This is a genomic window from Bacillus sp. FJAT-27225 (assembly GCF_001685025.1).
Classification (GTDB): Bacteria; Bacillota; Bacilli; order Bacillales; family Cytobacillaceae; genus Bacillus_D.
On the sequence record NZ_MAYU01000022.1, the window covers coordinates 494,259 to 512,821 of the forward strand.

Annotated in this window: 20 protein-coding genes; all 20 read right to left on the reverse strand. The window is 41.9% G+C overall.

Translation table 11 applies throughout. The features are described 5' to 3' along the window. Positions 1–9: 9 nt before the first annotated feature. The 20 genes from A8F94_RS18725 to A8F94_RS18820 all read right to left on the reverse strand — a co-directional run bounded on the left by A8F94_RS18725 (position 10) and on the right by A8F94_RS18820 (position 18,421). A complete protein-coding gene (locus A8F94_RS18725) occupies positions 10–2,385 on the reverse strand; it encodes a phage tail protein (RefSeq protein ID WP_066203909.1) in 2,376 nt (791 codons plus the stop codon). Positions 2,386–2,480: 95 nt separating this feature from the next. Beyond that, positions 2,481–4,475 (reverse strand): SGNH/GDSL hydrolase family protein, encoded by a 1,995-nt coding sequence (locus A8F94_RS18730; RefSeq protein WP_066203912.1) that lies wholly within the window; start codon positions 4,473–4,475, stop codon positions 2,481–2,483. 14 nt (positions 4,476–4,489) lie between these two features. Beyond that, positions 4,490–5,326, reverse strand: a complete 837-nt coding sequence (locus A8F94_RS18735; protein WP_066203915.1) for a phage tail domain-containing protein — start codon at positions 5,324–5,326, stop codon at positions 4,490–4,492. An 11-nt stretch (positions 5,327–5,337) separates the two neighbouring features. Next, the gene (locus tag A8F94_RS18740) at positions 5,338–8,718 is read right to left on the reverse strand and encodes a phage tail tape measure protein (protein ID WP_066203918.1); all 3,381 of its coding nucleotides are present in this window, start codon (positions 8,716–8,718) and stop codon (positions 5,338–5,340) included. Between the two features lie 177 nt (positions 8,719–8,895). Further along, positions 8,896–9,207 carry a phage tail assembly chaperone G gene (gene gpG, locus A8F94_RS18745; RefSeq protein WP_066203920.1) on the reverse strand — a complete coding sequence of 104 codons (312 nt, stop codon included), beginning with the start codon at positions 9,205–9,207 and terminating at the stop codon, positions 8,896–8,898. A gap of 52 nt (positions 9,208–9,259) precedes the next feature. Continuing rightward, the gene (locus A8F94_RS18750; protein WP_066203923.1) at positions 9,260–9,832 is read right to left on the reverse strand and encodes a major tail protein; all 573 of its coding nucleotides are present in this window, start codon (positions 9,830–9,832) and stop codon (positions 9,260–9,262) included. 12 nt (positions 9,833–9,844) lie between these two features. Next, positions 9,845–10,189, reverse strand: a complete 345-nt coding sequence (locus A8F94_RS18755) for a hypothetical protein (RefSeq protein WP_077247812.1) — start codon at positions 10,187–10,189, stop codon at positions 9,845–9,847. Next, complete coding sequence (locus A8F94_RS18760; protein WP_066203926.1) at positions 10,186–10,590, reverse strand: HK97-gp10 family putative phage morphogenesis protein; 405 nt, start codon at positions 10,588–10,590, stop codon at positions 10,186–10,188. Before A8F94_RS18760 ends, A8F94_RS18755 begins: the two co-directional genes overlap by 4 nt. Further along, positions 10,591–10,929 carry a phage head closure protein gene (locus A8F94_RS18765; protein ID WP_066203929.1) on the reverse strand — a complete coding sequence of 113 codons (339 nt, stop codon included), beginning with the start codon at positions 10,927–10,929 and terminating at the stop codon, positions 10,591–10,593. Then, on the reverse strand, positions 10,913–11,170 hold the full coding sequence (locus A8F94_RS18770; protein WP_066204087.1) for a hypothetical protein: 258 nt from the start codon (positions 11,168–11,170) through the stop codon (positions 10,913–10,915). Before A8F94_RS18770 ends, A8F94_RS18765 begins: the two co-directional genes overlap by 17 nt. Before the next feature lie 47 nt (positions 11,171–11,217). After that, a complete protein-coding gene (locus A8F94_RS18775) occupies positions 11,218–11,427 on the reverse strand; it encodes a hypothetical protein (RefSeq protein ID WP_066203932.1) in 210 nt (69 codons plus the stop codon). A gap of 15 nt (positions 11,428–11,442) precedes the next feature. After that, positions 11,443–12,597 (reverse strand): phage major capsid family protein, encoded by a 1,155-nt coding sequence (locus A8F94_RS18780; RefSeq protein WP_066203935.1) that lies wholly within the window; start codon positions 12,595–12,597, stop codon positions 11,443–11,445. A gap of 28 nt (positions 12,598–12,625) precedes the next feature. After that, a complete protein-coding gene (locus A8F94_RS18785) occupies positions 12,626–13,420 on the reverse strand; it encodes a head maturation protease, ClpP-related (RefSeq protein WP_066203937.1) in 795 nt (264 codons plus the stop codon). Next, complete coding sequence (locus A8F94_RS18790; protein ID WP_066204088.1) at positions 13,417–14,514, reverse strand: phage portal protein; 1,098 nt, start codon at positions 14,512–14,514, stop codon at positions 13,417–13,419. The genes A8F94_RS18785 and A8F94_RS18790 overlap by 4 nt, the downstream gene beginning before the upstream one ends. 62 nt (positions 14,515–14,576) lie before the next feature. Then, positions 14,577–16,250 (reverse strand): terminase TerL endonuclease subunit, encoded by a 1,674-nt coding sequence (locus tag A8F94_RS18795; protein WP_066203939.1) that lies wholly within the window; start codon positions 16,248–16,250, stop codon positions 14,577–14,579. Next, the gene (locus A8F94_RS18800; RefSeq protein ID WP_066203941.1) at positions 16,247–16,567 is read right to left on the reverse strand and encodes a P27 family phage terminase small subunit; all 321 of its coding nucleotides are present in this window, start codon (positions 16,565–16,567) and stop codon (positions 16,247–16,249) included. Before A8F94_RS18800 ends, A8F94_RS18795 begins: the two co-directional genes overlap by 4 nt. A gap of 114 nt (positions 16,568–16,681) precedes the next feature. Then, positions 16,682–16,951 carry a hypothetical protein gene (locus A8F94_RS18805; RefSeq protein WP_066203944.1) on the reverse strand — a complete coding sequence of 90 codons (270 nt, stop codon included), beginning with the start codon at positions 16,949–16,951 and terminating at the stop codon, positions 16,682–16,684. 6 nt (positions 16,952–16,957) lie between these two features. Continuing rightward, entirely contained in the window at positions 16,958–17,290 is a 333-nt protein-coding gene (locus A8F94_RS18810) for an HNH endonuclease (protein WP_066203946.1), read from the reverse strand. Positions 17,291–17,371: 81 nt separating this feature from the next. Further along, positions 17,372–17,566: a hypothetical protein gene (locus A8F94_RS18815; RefSeq protein ID WP_066203948.1), complete on the reverse strand. Its 195-nt coding sequence runs from the start codon at positions 17,564–17,566 to the stop codon at positions 17,372–17,374. A 297-nt stretch (positions 17,567–17,863) separates the two neighbouring features. After that, positions 17,864–18,421: a hypothetical protein gene (locus A8F94_RS18820; RefSeq protein WP_066203950.1), complete on the reverse strand. Its 558-nt coding sequence runs from the start codon at positions 18,419–18,421 to the stop codon at positions 17,864–17,866. Positions 18,422–18,563: the final 142 nt, after the last annotated feature.

An 18,563-nucleotide genomic window follows, 5' to 3' on the forward strand; every position in this document is an offset into this window, starting at 1 on the left:
TCCCTCCTTTTACAAGAAATCAGTCTGTTTAATCCTGACAACCCTACTTTGCGCAAAACAATTAATATCCGTTGTTTGCATTTTGCAATAGATAGCGTACTCGCTGCCGTCAGGTACACCTAAATCGAGTGTTAGCCAATGTTCGGATGGTGAACCCACAATTGCGTTCGTACTCGCTGACGCAAGCCATACATCCTGGTTGCTCGTTGGTGTTACAAAGAAGTAAACTAAAGCTCCTGTTTCAGAGGCTAGGAAAATTTGTAATTTGACATATCGTGCTTTCCGTTCAAAGGTATAGACCTGGCAAATTGATGACCAGACACCATCATTCATCTGGAAGTATCGACCGTTTACTCTTGCATCAATAACAAATGGTGGGTCCGAACCGAATATGTCATACGCTTGATTTAATTTTCCATCAATCATAGTTATAAAACCATCGTCACGTTCTACTGTAAAAGCACCTTTTTTAACATATCCTCCACGATAATCAAGTTGTAAGTATCTGGTGCCATCAGGATTGCTTGCTCGAACACCATGTTGTCCCAAGTCTAAACTTGTAGGTAAGGGTGCCGTCAATCGCAAGTCCTCGCGAACCGCCTGTCCAGCAGCATTGGCTTTTGCTGTTGCATCAGCTTCTACATCTTCCGGTGCAGGAGTCCAGTCTGTCGCTTTATTTCCTTTTTCAACCTTAACCCAATTTACAGTAGCTTTACCTAAACGGCTTCCCTCACTAGGATACAAGTAGAATGTAATATTATATCTGCCAGTCCACGTTGCAACCCACTGTGCCGATACAGTAGTGTCCGTTGTTGACGTTATGGATAATGTCTTTACACCTTTAACCCAAGTCGGTTCCCACAGATAAATTTCCAACCATTTTCCATCATTTAATGCCTGTTGATCCACTCTGCCATTCACAGTGATTGTATAGGTTTCGCCCTCTATTAAATCCACCGTTAATTGCCTGTGTCCAAACCCATAAGCACTAGAAGTTTCACCTATTTTACTGTACGGTACTAGATTCCTACCACCAACTTCTATCTTTGATGGATCATATCCATTTTCAAAAGTTGAACCTGCTCCTATACGAATATTGTTTGCGTCTAGTTGCCCAATAGCACCAGCAGATAAATTAAATCCATCTGCCGTAATAGCTTCGACAAATGTATTTCCACCATCTTTACTAATGCCAAATCCTTCTGAATTTAAAAGGGTTAATCGATTCGGGTCGATTTTTGACTGTCCGATAATCCCATTTCCAAATATGAGTTCTGTCTGGGCGGACAGCAACGCTTTGGTAGTGATAATAACCCAATCGTCCAGTGCGTTAAATGGCAACTTCCCACGGCCTTCTATCAACTCATTGATGCGGTCGATAGCTGTTTGCAAGTCAGATTGGTGACGCTTGACGAGGGGTTCAGTGCCAAAGGTGAGAGCAATGTCTAAAATCTCCCCGCGCCAATTACGGGTAATGGACTGCTCGACGACGCGAACCTCGTCATTTAGTCCAATTCGTTCATCAATTAAAAATACCCTGTCGCCAAGTTCCGATTGGGCGATAGGGTATCCTTGTTTTGTCAAATCATGTATGTCAGCTGAGACGCTGATTTTCAGAGAGTTGTCCACCAGATCTTTAAGTGCTGCATCCATTGTTGAAGCATCCTTCACCCTGCCATCATATATAGGAGGAGCGTGCCTCATGCCAATGCCGGGAATTTGTGCCAATGGAGACGTGTATTCACGTTTTAACTTGGCATTTTTCTCATCCCCCTCATCATAGTCACCGAATCCTTTAGCGTGCGTCCAAAAGGCTGAAGCATCCATTTCCATGACGATATTAGAGGCATTGAGCTTGTGGCGATACATAATGCTGGTATCTCGGCCTATTTGCGTGTGGAGATAAACTGTATTCCCGGATAACCTGAATTCGGCACGATATCGGTTAAGGGCCCGTTTAAAGGATGACAGTTTTGTTTCTCCCTTGCCGAACCCCTCCCATTGGACAGCAAGGAATGAATCTACTAGGACGAAATTAAAGCCTGTCCCGGCAAAGATTAAATCGAAAGCCTGATTTGCGGTCATGCTCTCGTTATATTCCTCGTAAATCCTATTGGAGTCCAGGATATCAAAGAAGAGGGGAATTGCTTTAATATCTATGGTTTGCTTATTGCCTTCTCCTTTTTTCCGAGCGAATATAATTTTATGAACAACCTCATCCAGGTCGCTGATTTCCCACATTTCTGATAGATTGTTAATAAAGAGGTTGTTTACCTTATTGGCATGAATGACAGCCGATAGTGAGCGATTTCCGTTTAATTCGGATTCATTGGTAATCGTCGCCTGGACAGGAAATTCATCGCCGGTTAAATTTCGGACAAACATTGGTTCACCTCCCTACACAAAAAGAGCAGCCGGATCACCCCGATTGCTCTTTTTTTATTCTGCTTATTAGTGCGCAATTGATTCCGATAGCGCAACTATTGATACGAAACAACCCATTCTCTATCGGCAGTATAATCTGACGCACTAAAGTTCTTAATCCAAATGGTAAGTTTATCAGCATTAGTACAAAACGCACCATAAACCACATCGCCACGTACTCCCCATCTTGGAGAAATTGAAATGGCACTCGCAGTAGTTATTCCAGGTAAACTGACTTCTACAGTTATATAAGCGCCTGCTGGTACTACTACATTAGTTGTAACTGTTGCTTTGGATTTCTGTCTTTCTGAAATGAACTCCCTATAGCCATATACGATAAATCCATAGAAACTCAAAGAATCGGCTGTACCTATGTTCGATACTGTTATAGTTTGGAATCCTTTGCCTGTCAGGTGTATAACTTTAGTGCCGATGTCTCCTTTAACCAAAGCATTAAATGCTGTTAAGTCTAACTTTGAGCCTAAAGCAAATGTATAAACTGACGGCGGTTGGGTTACAGCAAATCTATCGGCACCGTTAATCATAAAGGATGATTCGATGTAAGGTTGTTCAGAACCGAAATTAACCTTTACTTCAGCCCGTGAATTAGCACCTGCAGTAAAAATAGGAATTAACAGTAAGTTTTCATTATCTGTATAGAATGTTGTCGTAAACTTTTGCCCTGCTGCAAGGTTGACTCTTGAACCATATTTATTAGACCATACGCCTAGCGGTGAAGCGTTGTCACCGCCAATAGCACCGTCCGTTACATACCCTATTCCGTCACCTTCAACGGATAAAATAGAGTCATTGGTCACTTTATAAGGGTTTAACAAATTCTTAGTCCCTACGAACAATCCAGCAATTTTTGTGCCGATTATGGTATAACCCTTAGTATTAAAGTGAGTTAGATCGTCAGGGCTTTGCCCCGTTGCGGGGTCGTCAGCTTGGACAGATATCATATCATGCCCATCGAGAAAGTCATCTGTATTAATTACTGGAATACCATAGATATACCCAATACTGTGTAGAGCTTCCCTATAAGATTCTAGCCAAGGATGTGCGCCACCTTGACTAATTTTAGGTGGGGTCAACAATACTACAGCCGAACCAAAATCAATTATCTGCTCAATAAGTAAGCACATATCATTTACATAAGCATCTATTTTTTGCTTTTTATCACTTGGAGTCCCAGCAGTTGAATCGTTCGTGCCTAACATAATTAAGTGTAAATCCGCACTCGGATTAGTGCTCCATTTGTTTTTAGATGCGTCTGCATAATGACCTGGAACACCACGATTTACTACAGTTGCAATAGAACTACCATAAATACTCCTTAAATGTTCTTGCATAGCTTCTGGATAGGTTTTGCCTGCTTGTGTCACAGTGCTGTTTGATTGAGAGTCCATCGTGGGGTCGCTGTTTGCGGCTCGTTTATCCGGAGAATACGTATCTTGCCCATATGTCAAACTATCTCCTTGAGCAACGATTTTAAAAGCTGTTTTTAATCCTAATTTATTTAGAAAAGCTGCGTAATACCTTGCCTGTTTTTGTCTATAATCTAGTTTTTTCGCATTTTGTGCCAACTGCGCATTAACATTTGCCAGAGCCGTAGCAGAATACCCCTGGGTAAACTCCCATTTTAAACCGTCATAACGATATACATAACCGTTATCCAATGTCTGTACCGTATCCCCTAAAACCGGATTAGGATATGTGGTAGCAATAGCGGCAAAGTTATTAACCGGTCCCTTCCAGTTCGTTTTTGCTGTGTCTCCTACTGCCTTAGCATAGTCCCCCTGTGTTTTGGCATGATTCCCTTGGGCCTTGGCATAGTCCCCCTGATTGGATGCATATAAGCCTTTTTCATCTGCATAATCACCACGATCAGCTGCATAGACAGCCTGGGTTTCAGCTTCGCTTGCCGCTTCAACGGCTTGCTGGGCACCGGCCCCTAATCGCTTGATATCTGCATCAATGTCCTCGAAGTTTTTATTAAGATCATTTCGAAAAATGCGATTAAATATAGTTCCAAGTGTTCTGTATTTCATTCACACCGCCCTCCTTATAAGTAATAAAATCTAAAATCAAAATCTACTTTGGCGCTTGTGGCTCCCGTAACAGTAAAGTCATTCCAGCCAGGAGCGAGCTCTATAAATTTCCTGTTTGTTTTTCGCAAAAACTGCAAGCTGTTTGATGTGATATTCGGGCCATCAATGACGATAACTTGGGAGCTGTTCACGGTTTCATTTACTCGAAATACTGAACCGTTTGTATCATTCTTCAATTCTAAAAATGATGTTGATCCCTGCACTTCGCTTATGGTGATTTTTAAATCTTGTTCAAATGGATGTATCGGCACATCACCAGCGTTATATATCCGGAACTGGTTTGCGGTGTGCGTGTATACTAAACTATCATCATCGGATATTAAGCCCATTCCAGGACCCCACAGCTCTTTATTGGAGTCAATTCCATCACGCTGGATGTCGGCAGTTTTCCCGATTGATTCGGCGAAGGGAAGCTCAAACAGTTCCAAGCCGAATCTTGCCGTTGCTGCTCTTTTCGTAAGCCGTTCGGGTAAGAACCATTCAACCATACTTACTTTGTAGCGTTTTCCCGACTGGTGTAATTCAGATATATACATAAATTCATTTTCACTGAAGAACGAATAAATGTTATCTCTTAGGAAACGATAATCTTTTGCGTCATAAGCTTTCATTCCAATGCTTACTTCAATATCTCTTGTGGAAAATAAGCGCCCTTTATCCACATAACCGTGTTTACCTTCGACCTCATTTCTAATTCTTTTGCTGATTATGGAGGATATAAAAATATCAAGAGGACGCGCGCCTGGTGGAAATTCTTTTTTGATCATTTGCTCATCATAAACTACAAACATACGCGTCCTCCTTAAAAGTATTTTGTCAGGCCAGCAATTGCATTTTCCGAATTTACAACTTCTGCAACTTTATCACCGCTGATATACACATCTTGATTTTTATTTAAAAGCTTATAAAGGATCCTGTTTTGTTCAGCCAACAAATCGACCAGTTGTTTGCTACCCCCGCCAGTTCCTAAATCAATCAACTCACGGCCTCTTTCTCCAACGTAGGCAACCCCGGAATTTAGCACGGTACCGCCGGACGCCATAAAAGGCACATTCCATTTTCTAAGAATTGCTTCCGTATCGTGATTAGGAATTACCTTGGCACCTGTAGGAAGATTTACTAAGCTCGGACTATTAGCCAAATATAATCCGCCACCGATGCTCATCAGTTCTCGGCCAGCTTCACCAACAACCGCCAGTCCGCCAGGCGCGAACCTTGTACCCTGAGCAAAGAAGTTGGGGAGTGCGGCTTTTAATCCCGCCTTGATTCCTGTCCATACCGCGCTCAACGTGACCTTTTTTGTTATCGCTTTGCTGACTTTCGTGTTTAGATCGTCAGCCTTTCCCTTGTCATCCACATTGACATTTTTTGTGACTCCTTTTCCCAGTTCTTTTGTCATGGCGGATGCTTTTCCAGTCCCCTCGTCAATGCGTCTATTCACCGTTGATTGTTCGCCTTGGATTTTTTGTATTTCTCCTTTGGCATTCTGGTAAAGACCAAGGGCCTTATTTAAATTGTCCAGCTCTTTTTGCTGTTCCGAATTGAGGCCGCCCTGAGCCCTCTTGGTATTATTCAATTCATTTATGCGAGTCTGCGTCTTGGTAATGGCGCTATCAAGCTGCTTTATTCCTTCTTCGCCCGTCTTATTGATTCCTGCATGTGCCAACTGCAGGTCAATCATTTTAGCGTAGAGGTCTTTGGTTTTCTGAATTTCCTTTTCCGTTTTTTCGACGCTCTTTTGCTTTTGCCCTACCTCATCAGCTATTGCAGTGACTTTGAAGTTTTGGGCGTTCAGTGCCATTTCTTGTCTGGCAATCTCCTCGATTGTCTTTTCGGCCTCTTGGTCTTTTCCTTGGTTGAGTTGCTTCTGAGCATCTATTCTGAGTTGAGCAATAGTTTTTTCAGTTTCATTTCTGGTTCTAACCGCTTCGTCCCTTTCCTGTTCCTTTGCCTTCAGTTCATCCAAAGCCGTTATATAATTTCTAATGTTTTGGTCAAGCTTCGCTTCCGCCTTTATGCGCTGATTCTCCAACTCTAGCCTGATATTTTCCCTCAGCTTTTCGTTGGCAACACCTATCGCGTCCGCATTCCCGATGATGGCATTTCCGTGATCCGACAAAGCTACGTCCACATCGGGGACCTTTTTAATTAGCTGATCGTTAAGGCCGAGCATTTCGGACAGTTCTTCATTAGACAGCCCTGATTTCTTTTGCAAAGCCCCTTGTTCATCAGTTAGTTTTTTAACTTCTTCTGCTGTGGTCGCAAATTTTAACTGATCTTGTATGTCGAGATACCTGAGCAGTTCATCATTGGACAACTTATTTTTATCTTTTAAACCATTATATTTTTCTGAAAGACCCTCTAATTCCTGCTGTTCCGCCATTAGAGACTCAGCGTGTTCAAGGTTGACCTCAGCTGCTTTTTTAACGGCTTCATTTTTATTATCAATTACCGTTTTAACGCCAATGATGGCGCCAGTTAATAGAGCAATGCCACCGATTGTCCAGCCGACTGGACCTGATAAAGCAGTTAATGTTGCCGCTAATCCTCCACCTGCACCAATTGCACCTGTAAGAGTTGATACGGCTGTAATAGTCCCGCCTATTCCGCTCATGATGGTTCCGCCAATTACAAGCAATGGTCCTGCTGCCGCAACCAAACCTCCGACTGTTAAAATAAGTTTTTTTGTTTTATCGTCTGCATCCCCAAATGATTTTACAAGAGGTTGCAACTTTTCTATTCCATCTTTTACGATGGGGATTAAATGGCCGCCCATTTCAATGCCCAAATCCTTAATTTGGTTCCACATGATTTTGATTTGGGATGCAGTGGTTTTATAACGTTGCTTAGCCTCATTTGTTAAAGCGTTATTTTCTTTCCAAGCTTTTGTTGATGTTTCTACGGCACTTGATAATAAATCAGATGCCCCTGCCATACGAAGGATTGTATCGGATTCCCGAATACCTTTAATGCCCAAATTATCTAAGATTGCAGTTAGGTTCTCACCTTCCCCGGCGGACTTTGACAGTCCTTTTATAAAGGTATCCAGGGCTGATATTGCATCTTCTTTAAACGCCTTTTTAAATTGATCTGCAGTCATACCGGATGCTTTTGCAAAGTTCTTTAAATCTGTCCCGCCTAAATCAACAGCAGACTGAATCTTTTTAAGGACCGTTGTCATTGCTGTACCGCCAGCCTCGGCCTCGATTCCAAGGGAAGACATAGTACCGGCTAAGGCCATGATCTGCGCTTCTGATAGGCCAACCTGTTTTCCTTGCGCGGCCAATCGCATGGCCATTGACATGATTTCCGCTTCAGTAGTGGCCATATTGTTTCCAAGCGCTACAACGGAACTTCCTAATTTGCTAAAATCATTTTGACTCATCCCAACAATGTTGGCAAAACGAGCAAATTCTGATGCTGCCTGTTCACGTGTTAAGTTTGTGGATTCGCCCAGGTCGATAATCGTCCTGGAGAACGATAGTATGCTTTCTTCGGCAATACCCAACTGGCCTGCCGATTCTGCAACCGCAGCTATATCATTAGCACTGGTTGGCAATTCTTTCGCCATATCCCTGATGCCTTTTTCCAACTTTTTAAATCCTTCTTCGCTGGTATCAACCGTTTTTCTAACGCCAGCAAAGGCGCTTTCAAAATCCACCGCCGCTTTAAACGCAGCTGTTCCCAAACCTACGATTGGGGCTGTTACCTTCATCGATAGATCTTTGCCAATCGATGTCATCTTATCGCCAACTGCAGTAAGTTTCGAGCCGATTGGGGCTAACTTCTCCGAAAATTGTGTCCACGAAGAGGATTGGATTTTTAACGCTGCATCCACATCTTTTAACTCGGCTTCCAGTCGATTAAATTGCGCCTGAGCATCGTTAACCTTTTTGGCCTGTCTTTCCAGCTGAGCTTCATTTGCTTTTCCGCTCTCGACCATCTCATCATATTTTTTTCGTGTTTCGGTAAGTTTGATTTTAGATGCTTCGAGGGAACGGGAGAGGATATCTTTTTTAGATGTTAGTCCATCAAGGCTTTTTCCATAATCGCCGCCTTTAGCTTTAACTGCCTTTAATTCGGACCCCATTGACTTCAAATTTCTGTCCACTTGTGCTATGCTGCCATTAAAATTAGACGCATCTAACGATAAGGAAACCGATAAGCTGCCGATTTCAGCCATGTAACTCACCTGCCTTTTACAGCCAATCTAACTCGTCCGCTGTGATATATTCCGGTTCAACTATGCTCAATTCAAGCCAAAATTTAATGTCCATTCCATCGATTTCGGGAAGCTTGTAACCTTCACGCATACGCTCTCGATACCAGTCCTTTATCCAGGCATATCCGTCAAAGTCCGTTACTTCCCCGGTTCGTTTCCCTCGTCACTTTCAATCTGCAAACCTCCGAGACTCAAAACCTCGTTGAATATTCGCATGGCTTCGGACTGTAAGTCAGCTACCGCCAGACCATCCCATACTTCATCAACTGTGAATTGTCTGTCAAAGGCAACTACCACAAATTCAACCAACTTATCAAAAAGTTCCTCTGATATTTCCTTGATTGATTTCATCTCTTTGTTCAATTTGAGCGCATTCTTGAAAATACGTGCTTTTACAAAGTCATTGGTATATGTTTTTTCCTTGCCATCTATGTTTAACGTGATTTGCATTCATTTTCCCTCCAAATAAAAATAAAAAAGGAGGTGCTGGACCTCCCTTTTCTTACGGCGCTGGTGTAACGTTAGGCTTTTTGACAGTGGCAAAGAATGTTTCGGGGGTTACTGTTACTCCGTCATCATCCGTGCGGACAGAGTATTTTAACAGCCCATCTTCCAAAGGGATAGCCTCTCCGCTGAATCCTGACTGCTTGTAAGCAATTTCACCTTTTCGCTTCGTAGTGTTTGCCTCTTCTGTCGGCTTAAATTTTGCTTTGTAAAGCCATACCAACTTAGACCCGCTTTCAAATCCCACAGCCAGGTAATTTGGATTGTCATTGACATTCATAATAAGGCCTTTCTCATCTGACAGCTCATGCCCATACCAGTCAGCCTGTACCTCCGTCGGCAGATCCGCAACCGAACCGGTGATGGAAATTGTATCGAATTGAACTTCATTCGCGACAACCCGATCCCCGGCATCGAAGGTTGCTTCGGAGAAGTTTGGCGTCAATGTCAATTCAATAGGCATTGTAAGAGTTTTAACCTCACCGTGTGTCTCATTAGACTCGTCCGTCATCACAGCGTAGTGCAGCCGCTTCAGACTTACTTTTTGCACTTTTTCTTTTACTGGCGTCATGTGTGTACCTCCTTAATATTCATCCACAAACTTAAACCTTAATACTTTATTAAAATGGCTATCACCATCTGAATAAGGCCCGTCAAATTCGGATGTTCTCTCAAATCCAGCCTGTTCTAATGTTGTCCTCACATTGTTAACAAGCTGTGTATAATTAGACTTTGACCATACATTCACCTGGATAAGCCTTTCTGTTGTCACTTCTTTATCAGCTGCTTCCAAGTCCGCTCCTGTAAAATACTCTAAAAAAGTAACGTATTGACTAGGGGTCGTAGCTCCGGCTGGGGAAACTTGAAACGAAACCGGCACCCCGACACTTGAAAGTGTGGATGTAACAAACTCAACCATGTCCCTCATAGCCCTAGCCCCTTTTTAAGTTCCGTTATCATCGCGTCTTTCGCTGGGCCTTTACTGGTTTCAAAGCCTCGAGTAAAAAATGGGTTTGGTGCCATTGGTCCCCAAGTAACACGTTGAAGCTTCCCTTTTTTCATAGCCATTGTGGAACCACCACTTCTTCCGCCCTCTATTAGATGAGCATGGTACGCTTTATCTGTATGGACAAGAACTTCACCATTTTTTGGACGCTTCAATTTAATATTTTCTTTAAGTATTCCTCGTTTTACTGGAGCCTCAATTCTTATTGCATCCCTAGTGATTTCGCCAGCTTTATTTAAAGCTTTGTTTTCAAGTTCCTCTTCCACATTCATCCTTGCCAGATTCTTCAAAATCTCTTCCAATCCCTTGACTTCAACTTCCATCTACAGCACCTCCCGGACGAGGATGGTGTACCATTCATTGTTTTCGTCATCATTCATCATGGATATAATTTCGTAGTCCTGTCCTTTGTGACGAATTCTCATCGTGTCGTTCAAGTCGGCCCGGTACCGGATACTTATTTTTTTTAGGTCCTGCATCTGTACGGCTGCCGCCTCGAATACCCGTCTGCCTTTTTGTGTTTCAATGCCAGCCCACACTGTGACATATTCCGCCCATTCCTGTGCCGGCCATCCGCCGATCACTTCTCCCGGAGGTTTCAAAAAAGTGACCCGATGCTTTAATAATCCCGTGTTTTTCTTGGGTTTATATTTTGGACGCATCGGTATCACCTTCAATTCCTTCCAGCGCCTTTGAAATAGCCAGGCTATTAATTTCTGTCAGAAAGTTTTGTGAGAAAAATTCCAATGCATCGTTATATGCATAACGGGCCCGCTCAAAAACGAGTTCCTTGAAATCTTCGTCCTTTTCAATGTCATAAGCTCCGCAATCTTTTAATAATCGCTTATGAGAAGCAGAAAGGATGCGCTTCAAGTTATCATCCTCATGATCCTCCAGGCGCATCCTGTCTTTAAATTGTTTTAAAATTTCGGGAGTGATGCTCACCTACATCACTCCTTATCTTTTTTCTTTTTGCCTTTTTCCGCGACTTTTTTAATGAATGCCACTTTATATTTCGGATGTGTTTTAGAAAGCTCTTCGATCCGTTTTTTAGTTGGCTTGTAGTCTCCTTCTCTTGGATACGGATCGCCAACCTTGTAAACGTGGTTGGCGTCCTCCGTGTCCCTAAAATCATTAGTTACTTCGTGTTCCTGTTCCATGCTGAATAACCTCCTTTAGACTGCTGGAGCTGCATTAAAATCAATGTCCAGGTCATAGACAAGAGCTGCTTTGTTGTCCTTCGGCTTGCCATTGGCAAATTTCTTGATTGTGTAGAGATTTGCATCTTCCAAGGCAAGTGTCTGATCAAATTTATTCAGTTTGTAAGCGCCGGCGATTGCTGCAAGATAACGTCCTTTTACAAAGAACACCGCTTTTCCAACAGGTACCTCTTCAGAATCTACTACCTGAATGTTATAAGGGAGAGCCATTACCCACTGGCCATTTGCAGTCTGGATAGTGTTTCTGAATTGCACGGCAATTGCATCCACTGGGTTTACTACCATAACCACCTTGTTGTTCACCTTCAATGATTTTCCTTCTGAGTCCTCAGATAGGGCTTTTACCACACCGTACAGTTCACCTGCGACAACTTCTCCTCTTTCGGAAGGTGCAAAAGTCAGGATTCCAGAAGAAGTTTTATCTGTTACCGCGCCTGTATCAGGATTAACATCCTTCATCAATCCTACGGGCTGGCTCTTTACTGCGCCGCCACCATTAACAAATCCGAATTCTAAGCCCACAGAGATGCACTCAACCAAAAGTGTACGGACATAGCGTTCGATCCACTCAGGGCCAAGTTCCTCCATATCTTTTGGAATTGCCGCGAATGCTGTCAGTTTGAGCTGGCTGATTGTTTCGGAACGGAACGCAGTGTTTACCTGGCCCTTAATATCGCCGAACAGTTCACCCCAGACGAATGCCTTGGTTGGGTCAGAATAGATATATTTTGTAACCGCACCGAGATCTTGCAGGCCAAGTGCTTCGAGTAATGGATGCTCATTAACTAGGTCTTCGAAGACGCGTTCCTGTGTAGTGACCGGCAGGATGGAATCATCCTTAAATCCACCATCTTGAACAACAGCATTGAAGAATTTCATTTCTTCGGAAGTTAAAACATTTTGACCACGCTGCTGAAGGATGGAACGGTCTAGCATTTCATCATTCACTTGGGAACGAACAGTATCAATTACGGAGGCCTGTAGCGCATCGAAAAAGTTTTGAAACGCTTGGGATTGCTCTTGCTCTGTGGATTCGCCATTGGCGAGTACAGCTGTAAGTTTTGTTTTTGCTTCGTTAAAAGTCTCATTTTTCTTAAATTTAATAGTCATTAATTATTACCTCGTTTCTAATTTTGTTTTATAAATTTAAAAAGAGTCTGCTCAAGTTCCGCTTTGCAGCTGGTGCTTGTTCAGGCTCTTTGGGTTCTTGTGGAGCAACTTCGTTTTTCAACTCATTTTTGAACTCAGCAAACATTTGCCTTAATGTTTCTTCAGTCACGAAATTGGAAGGAACAGGCTCAGACTTTTTCTCATTCATCACTTTGTTTCGAAGGCCATCAATCACCTTTTGAGGAATCAGACCAGACCCGTTCACCGATGCCGAGGCAGCAAGTTTAACTGATGTATCCATAAACATGATTTCATCCACAAAACCATTTTCCAAAGCTTGCTGTGGACCCATCCATGTTTCTTCAGCCATCATGTTCAGCAGTTCTTCTTCGGTTTTGCCTGTCTTTATCATATAGGCATTTACAATGGTTTTGTCCGTCACTCTAAGTCTTTCCGCTGTTTTGGTCATATCCCGGTGATCACCAAATCCGATTGTGGATGCGTTATGGACCATCATTTGCCCAGTGGGCGCTATGCGCACTTTTTTTGTACCAGTAGCAATAAAGGAAGCAGCACTTGCAGCAAGTCCTACTATTTGGGACTCTGTATAACCAGGGTAATTTTTGAGGGCGGTATAAATTTCTGAGCCGTCCCAAACATAACCACCAGGGCTATTAATAGAGACGATGACATCTTCTCCATTTGCATTATCCAGAGCCTCAATAATTTTCCTTGGCCAAGTCGCATCCATCTCAAACCATTCATAAATCCAAGCATCGTCATTAGAGACAATCGGTCCCTTAATATCGATTTTAACCGTCACTTATTCTCACCTCCTTCAGCCGCTTTCATTTTCTGATAGTTTTTCGTGATGTAGTGCTTGTCAAGTTCAGGGTCATCGGACTTCTCATACCCAGCCTCTAAGCGCATTTCATTACCGGTAAAGGCACCGGAAGAAATAAGCTTATCAATACTGGTTGCAAGGTCGAAAATACTTTGATAGGAAACGCCTTTCACTTCCAACTCTTTGCCCTCGAAGTATTCATTTTGTTCAAAAAACTTAAAATTACCTTCATCCTTAATCTTCTTGAGAAAAGGATTAACGGTGAACAACATATAGTTTTTGGTCTGCTTTTCAACATCAGCCATATCTCCATGCAGCAACCCGGTCGGGATGCCTATTGCCATTGCAACCTGGTCTAAAAAACCGTTGGTGACCTTGTTAATTTCATCTACGCTATTACCACTAACAGCGCCTGAACCATTAAACTTTTCATCATATTTGATGCCTTTTTGTTGAGGAACAATTGCAACATCTTTATCACTAAAAGCTTTATAAGCTTTATCAATAAATTCTTGTAGCTTTTTTACCATTTCCTCCGATTTGGCACCGATCATATCCATATCGACAGTTCCACGAATTTGGTTCTTCCTTTTTTGGGCAGCCAATACCCGTCCAAACAATTCACCGTAATCATCGAAAAGACTGTTGATTAGAGGAATTAAATCTTCATTTTTGTACCGCCAATGCAGTACCTCCCCCTGCCGGAACGTTCTTTTAAATTCATATCCTTTCACTTTTACTTTTGAAAAGATATCTTCCAAAACAGCGTATTCGCTGTGTTCAAAATCGTCAGCAATCAAAAGATCCCCATCGTCCGAAACGATGACTAGGCACTCATTGTCATAAATGAGCTTTGTGACGATCGTTTGCCAAAATGTGCTGGCTGTCATATTTTTATTCGGCCGAACATTGAGCTTGTAATAGAGTTCGTCCTTAACATAATCCTTGCCATCTTTCACCCGGAACTCTGATTGGCTTATGGTTCTGCCGAGGAAAGAAGCGCAAATATCGATGGCCAGCTTCTTCATATGCAGCCGCTTTGATGTATCCTGTAGCAGTTCCACATCGAACATAATTCCCAGTTCACTGTTTCGTTTAAAAATCAAATCTAAAAACCCAATTTTCTTCACCCCCTTTAAAAGCTAATTGCATCAAGATAAAAATCTGCCTCTTCTTGAATTTCCTCAATTCGATAAAGGCCACATACAAATGCCTGAAATCCGTCTGTTTTTCGGCGGACAGCCTCTTTTTTCAAATACTCCTTATTGCCATCCGGTTTAATTCGCACCAGGACGTTATTGGTGTACCAGCGCATCAGAGGGTTGTCTCCAAAGATAAATTGCTGGTTAGCGAAACCAAGTTCAACACGGGGAGCAAGCAGGCTGTGAATGGCTTTAGGACTCCGGATAACTTCAACTTCAAATCCAGCTTCTTGAAGTGGCCCCTTAAGTACCTCCATCCGGAAGTTATCCCCAATGATTTTCTTGATTGTGTAAAACTTGCTCATTTCCAGAAACCAATCCACTACGTGCTTTGGATTAATGGTCTCCTCATCAATAACAGTCAGGAGCCCTTGTTCTTCCCATTTTCGGATTGGAGCAAATTTTTTCTTGCCAGCCATTTCGGCATCGTGCTTTTTAGAATAGCTGTAATACTTATCTACAAATTCTTTCCTAGCAAAAGAATGCGTAATGAAGGGGTATTTACCATCATGTTTAAATAAAAGACCACATGCAGCAAAGTCCCGGATGCTCGCAAAGTCTAAGCAGCCGATACATTCTTTGCCTAACAAATCTGGCATCTCTTGATTCGTTGCCTCGATTTCTTCCCACTTGGCAACCGAACGTTCCAGATCTGTAACCGGCAAGTTCATACGCTTTGTCATAAATTCTTCACGGTTACTTGGATCGTCTTCCAAGCTTTCGTATTCTTCAAGAATTGTTTCATATAGACCCTGGGCATACCCGCTTCTAGGAAGACACAGCATTGGATTTGCCTTTTCCCAATTAGCTGGGTCGTTGACCTCTTCCTCTTTATCCAGCTTACAGATATAAGGGAAAACAGCATTAGATCTTGCTTCCCCTCTTAAAACCTTCATGGCTAATTCTTTCATTCCATCCAGGAAACCATCGCGAACATAACCATCAGTACCGATGTAAAATTCACGGGGATTCGCTTTCTTCCCAAGTCCTGAGATATGAACCCGTACATCTTTATTGGATTCATACTGATGGATTTCATCAAAGACAACAGCGCCGTCCCGCAATCCGTCTTTTGTTTCGCCATTGGATGTCCGGAATTTTAAAATGGATCCTGTCTTTTTTGATGTGATTTCGGTTTTAGTTCTCCTGAACATGGCCTTTAATGGACCAGAGCGCCCTATCACATTGTAAGTTTCGTCAAATGATGTCTTTGCCTGTTCTTCGGAGTTGGCCACAATTGAAACGTTATATTCCGGAATGCCATGAAGCGGACTAGTCAGAAAATGAGTGATGACAGAAATTAAACCGTTTTTACCTGCACCCCGGGCAATGAGCCAAAGATGTTTCCGGTAAAAAACCCGGCCACTTCCTTTGAAAAATAAAAAGACGAATGCAATGAGAAACTTATCGAATGGGACGAGTGGGAAATACCACTTCTCACCAAACCGGATACAGTTCTCAATCATTTCGTCATCAAAATACAAATCGTCACGGCTAAGCACATGCTTTTTCAAATACTCAATTAGCATGATTCGCTCTTCATTCAGTTTTATCTTTCCAGATTTCCAGAGATGGATATATTCATCAACGTACTTATTTTTTATCAAACTAAATCAGCTTCCGAATAATCATCTTCACCATTCGGAGGGTGGGTTCCCTCACTGATAAAATTAAATGATTTCTCAATAGCCAACATTTGTGCGTTCACTTTCATTTTGTCATTAACAGCAGGATGACTTTTTACAAAACGCTGTGCTCCATTTTCGGTTACAACTGTCGCGCCGTGCGCTTTAATTTCTTTATCCAGCTGCTTATTTAATTTCACCAGGCTGATATAACGCTCAACCTTCTCTACTTCAATCAGATCGTCAGTATCAATTCGACTCATCAGTTGTTTTTGTAGCTTCGAAACATTGACTGGCATGCTTCCCCACCCCCCTTATGTGAGATTTTTTTGCTGGAAATCTGGACGGTTGACTCCCCCAACCGGTGCTAAGGAATTGGGAAAAACCCAAAGTTTTTGACCGGGGGGTATGTTTTATTTTCCTATTCTTGGTTTTCCTGCTGGTCCTTCATTCGGTTTCATGGCATCTAAGACAACGTATGAAGACCGTTGCAATGCTTCTGCTGCACCAAGGTGTTCAATGATTGCCAAGTTGTTCCTTACAACTAATTGGGCTTGAGGTGAAGGATCGTTTATTATTTTGTTTATCTTGTGAGAAACTTCAACTATCACCTGCTCAAGTAAATCTTCGATCTTCCAACCATTATGATTCTCAGAACTCATTAAGATTGATTTAATTTCCACCTTGTCTTACCACCTCTCATCATTCCACCTTGGCGGTTTAAACTCAAACGCTCTGTCATGCTTAATGTTATGGCACTTAACACAAAGAGTCTCAAGGTTATCATCATCGAGTGCAAGCTCTGGATGATCCTCCAACTCTTTGATGTGGTCAACAACAAGAGCAATCTTCTTTCGCTTTGCTCTCTCGCTGTATTCATTCATATCGATAGTAACGCTGCCCTGTCTCTTACATTCCTGGCACTCGTAGTTATCGCGCTGTTTAATATGCTCGCGCTTACGTTTCCAATCTGGACTATCATAGAACTTTCGTTTCTGCTGACGAGTTTTATACTCGGCCATTCATCTTACTCCTGTTATATCCGCCATACAAAACGAGAACCGTAACCACTTGACCTACAGCAAATCCGCAAATGAATGTAATCACTTTCGTCTCACCGCCCCGTTAACTCGTCTGTATGTATCACGGTTCATGCCCATGATCTCTGGCCAATTTACACATTCCTGTTTCTTTTTAGGCTTCTTAACAGATTCCCTTGGTCTTCCTTTATTCTTTGGTACTGCCATTCTGTTCAGCTGCTGTTTTTGTTCACTGGTTAAATGATCAGCTACTCTCATTTCCCTAATCTCCCTTTTTATCTAAATAGAAAAAGCACCCATGTTTATGGATGCTTGAAAACAAATCTATTCAACCCTTGCAAAGACATTTGCGAGGTATATATATTCTTTTCATTCTTTATCATTATTGTTTATATCCAGTCGCTGTTACCTGGCTGTTACTTAAGCGTTACTTAGAGCAAAAACATTGTTCCTGAAACCATTGATACATAAGGCTTAATTTAAATTGTGTCAGTGTTACCAATAATTTAAAAATAAATTATCTGACAATTTTAACGAGACCCGGAACAACCGTTCTTATTTTTGGTTTTTATTATGTTCTCTCAAATAGTATTTATGATATTTCATTATGTTCGCACCAGAGTAAAATCTACTAATCAAAATAAAAACAAATAATCCAAGAACAATAAAGAAGTAAATCCAGTGCCAATCAACCTTTGAATTAATTTGAAAATTGGTTAATCCTATAATAAGAGCTGACAAACCTAAACTCATTGTAATTCCACCGAGTTCATGTTTTCTGGATAATAAGTACCTATACCTTTCTTTCCTTTCATTCCCCTTATCAATACTCATGAGATATTCGTCAATTTTAATTTCTTCGCTGAAATATTTATCCCATTTTCCTATCCTCGGAATCACCCAAGTAAGCGAATGATGAAGCTGATTTAATAAATATCCCAACGGTACACCAAGGACAGTCACTACCGCTCCGGCAGCTAACAGTTCTGATGGCTTGCTAACATCATCCTTAATTAAATCTATGAATGTAAAATAAAGATAAGGTGTAAGGGCCATTATCATAATCCATCCAGGGATTCCCCATCTTATAAGATATTTAGTTTCAAAATTCATTACTCTCTTCCTCCTTTTGATTAATTATTCGAGAAAGAGAAATGCAAATCCTCTATAAAGCTCCCAGTTACTTCGGCCGGCAGTTTTACGGGAGTCCTGAAACAAACGTTCTTAATTATTGTTTTTTAAAAAAGGCATTCCC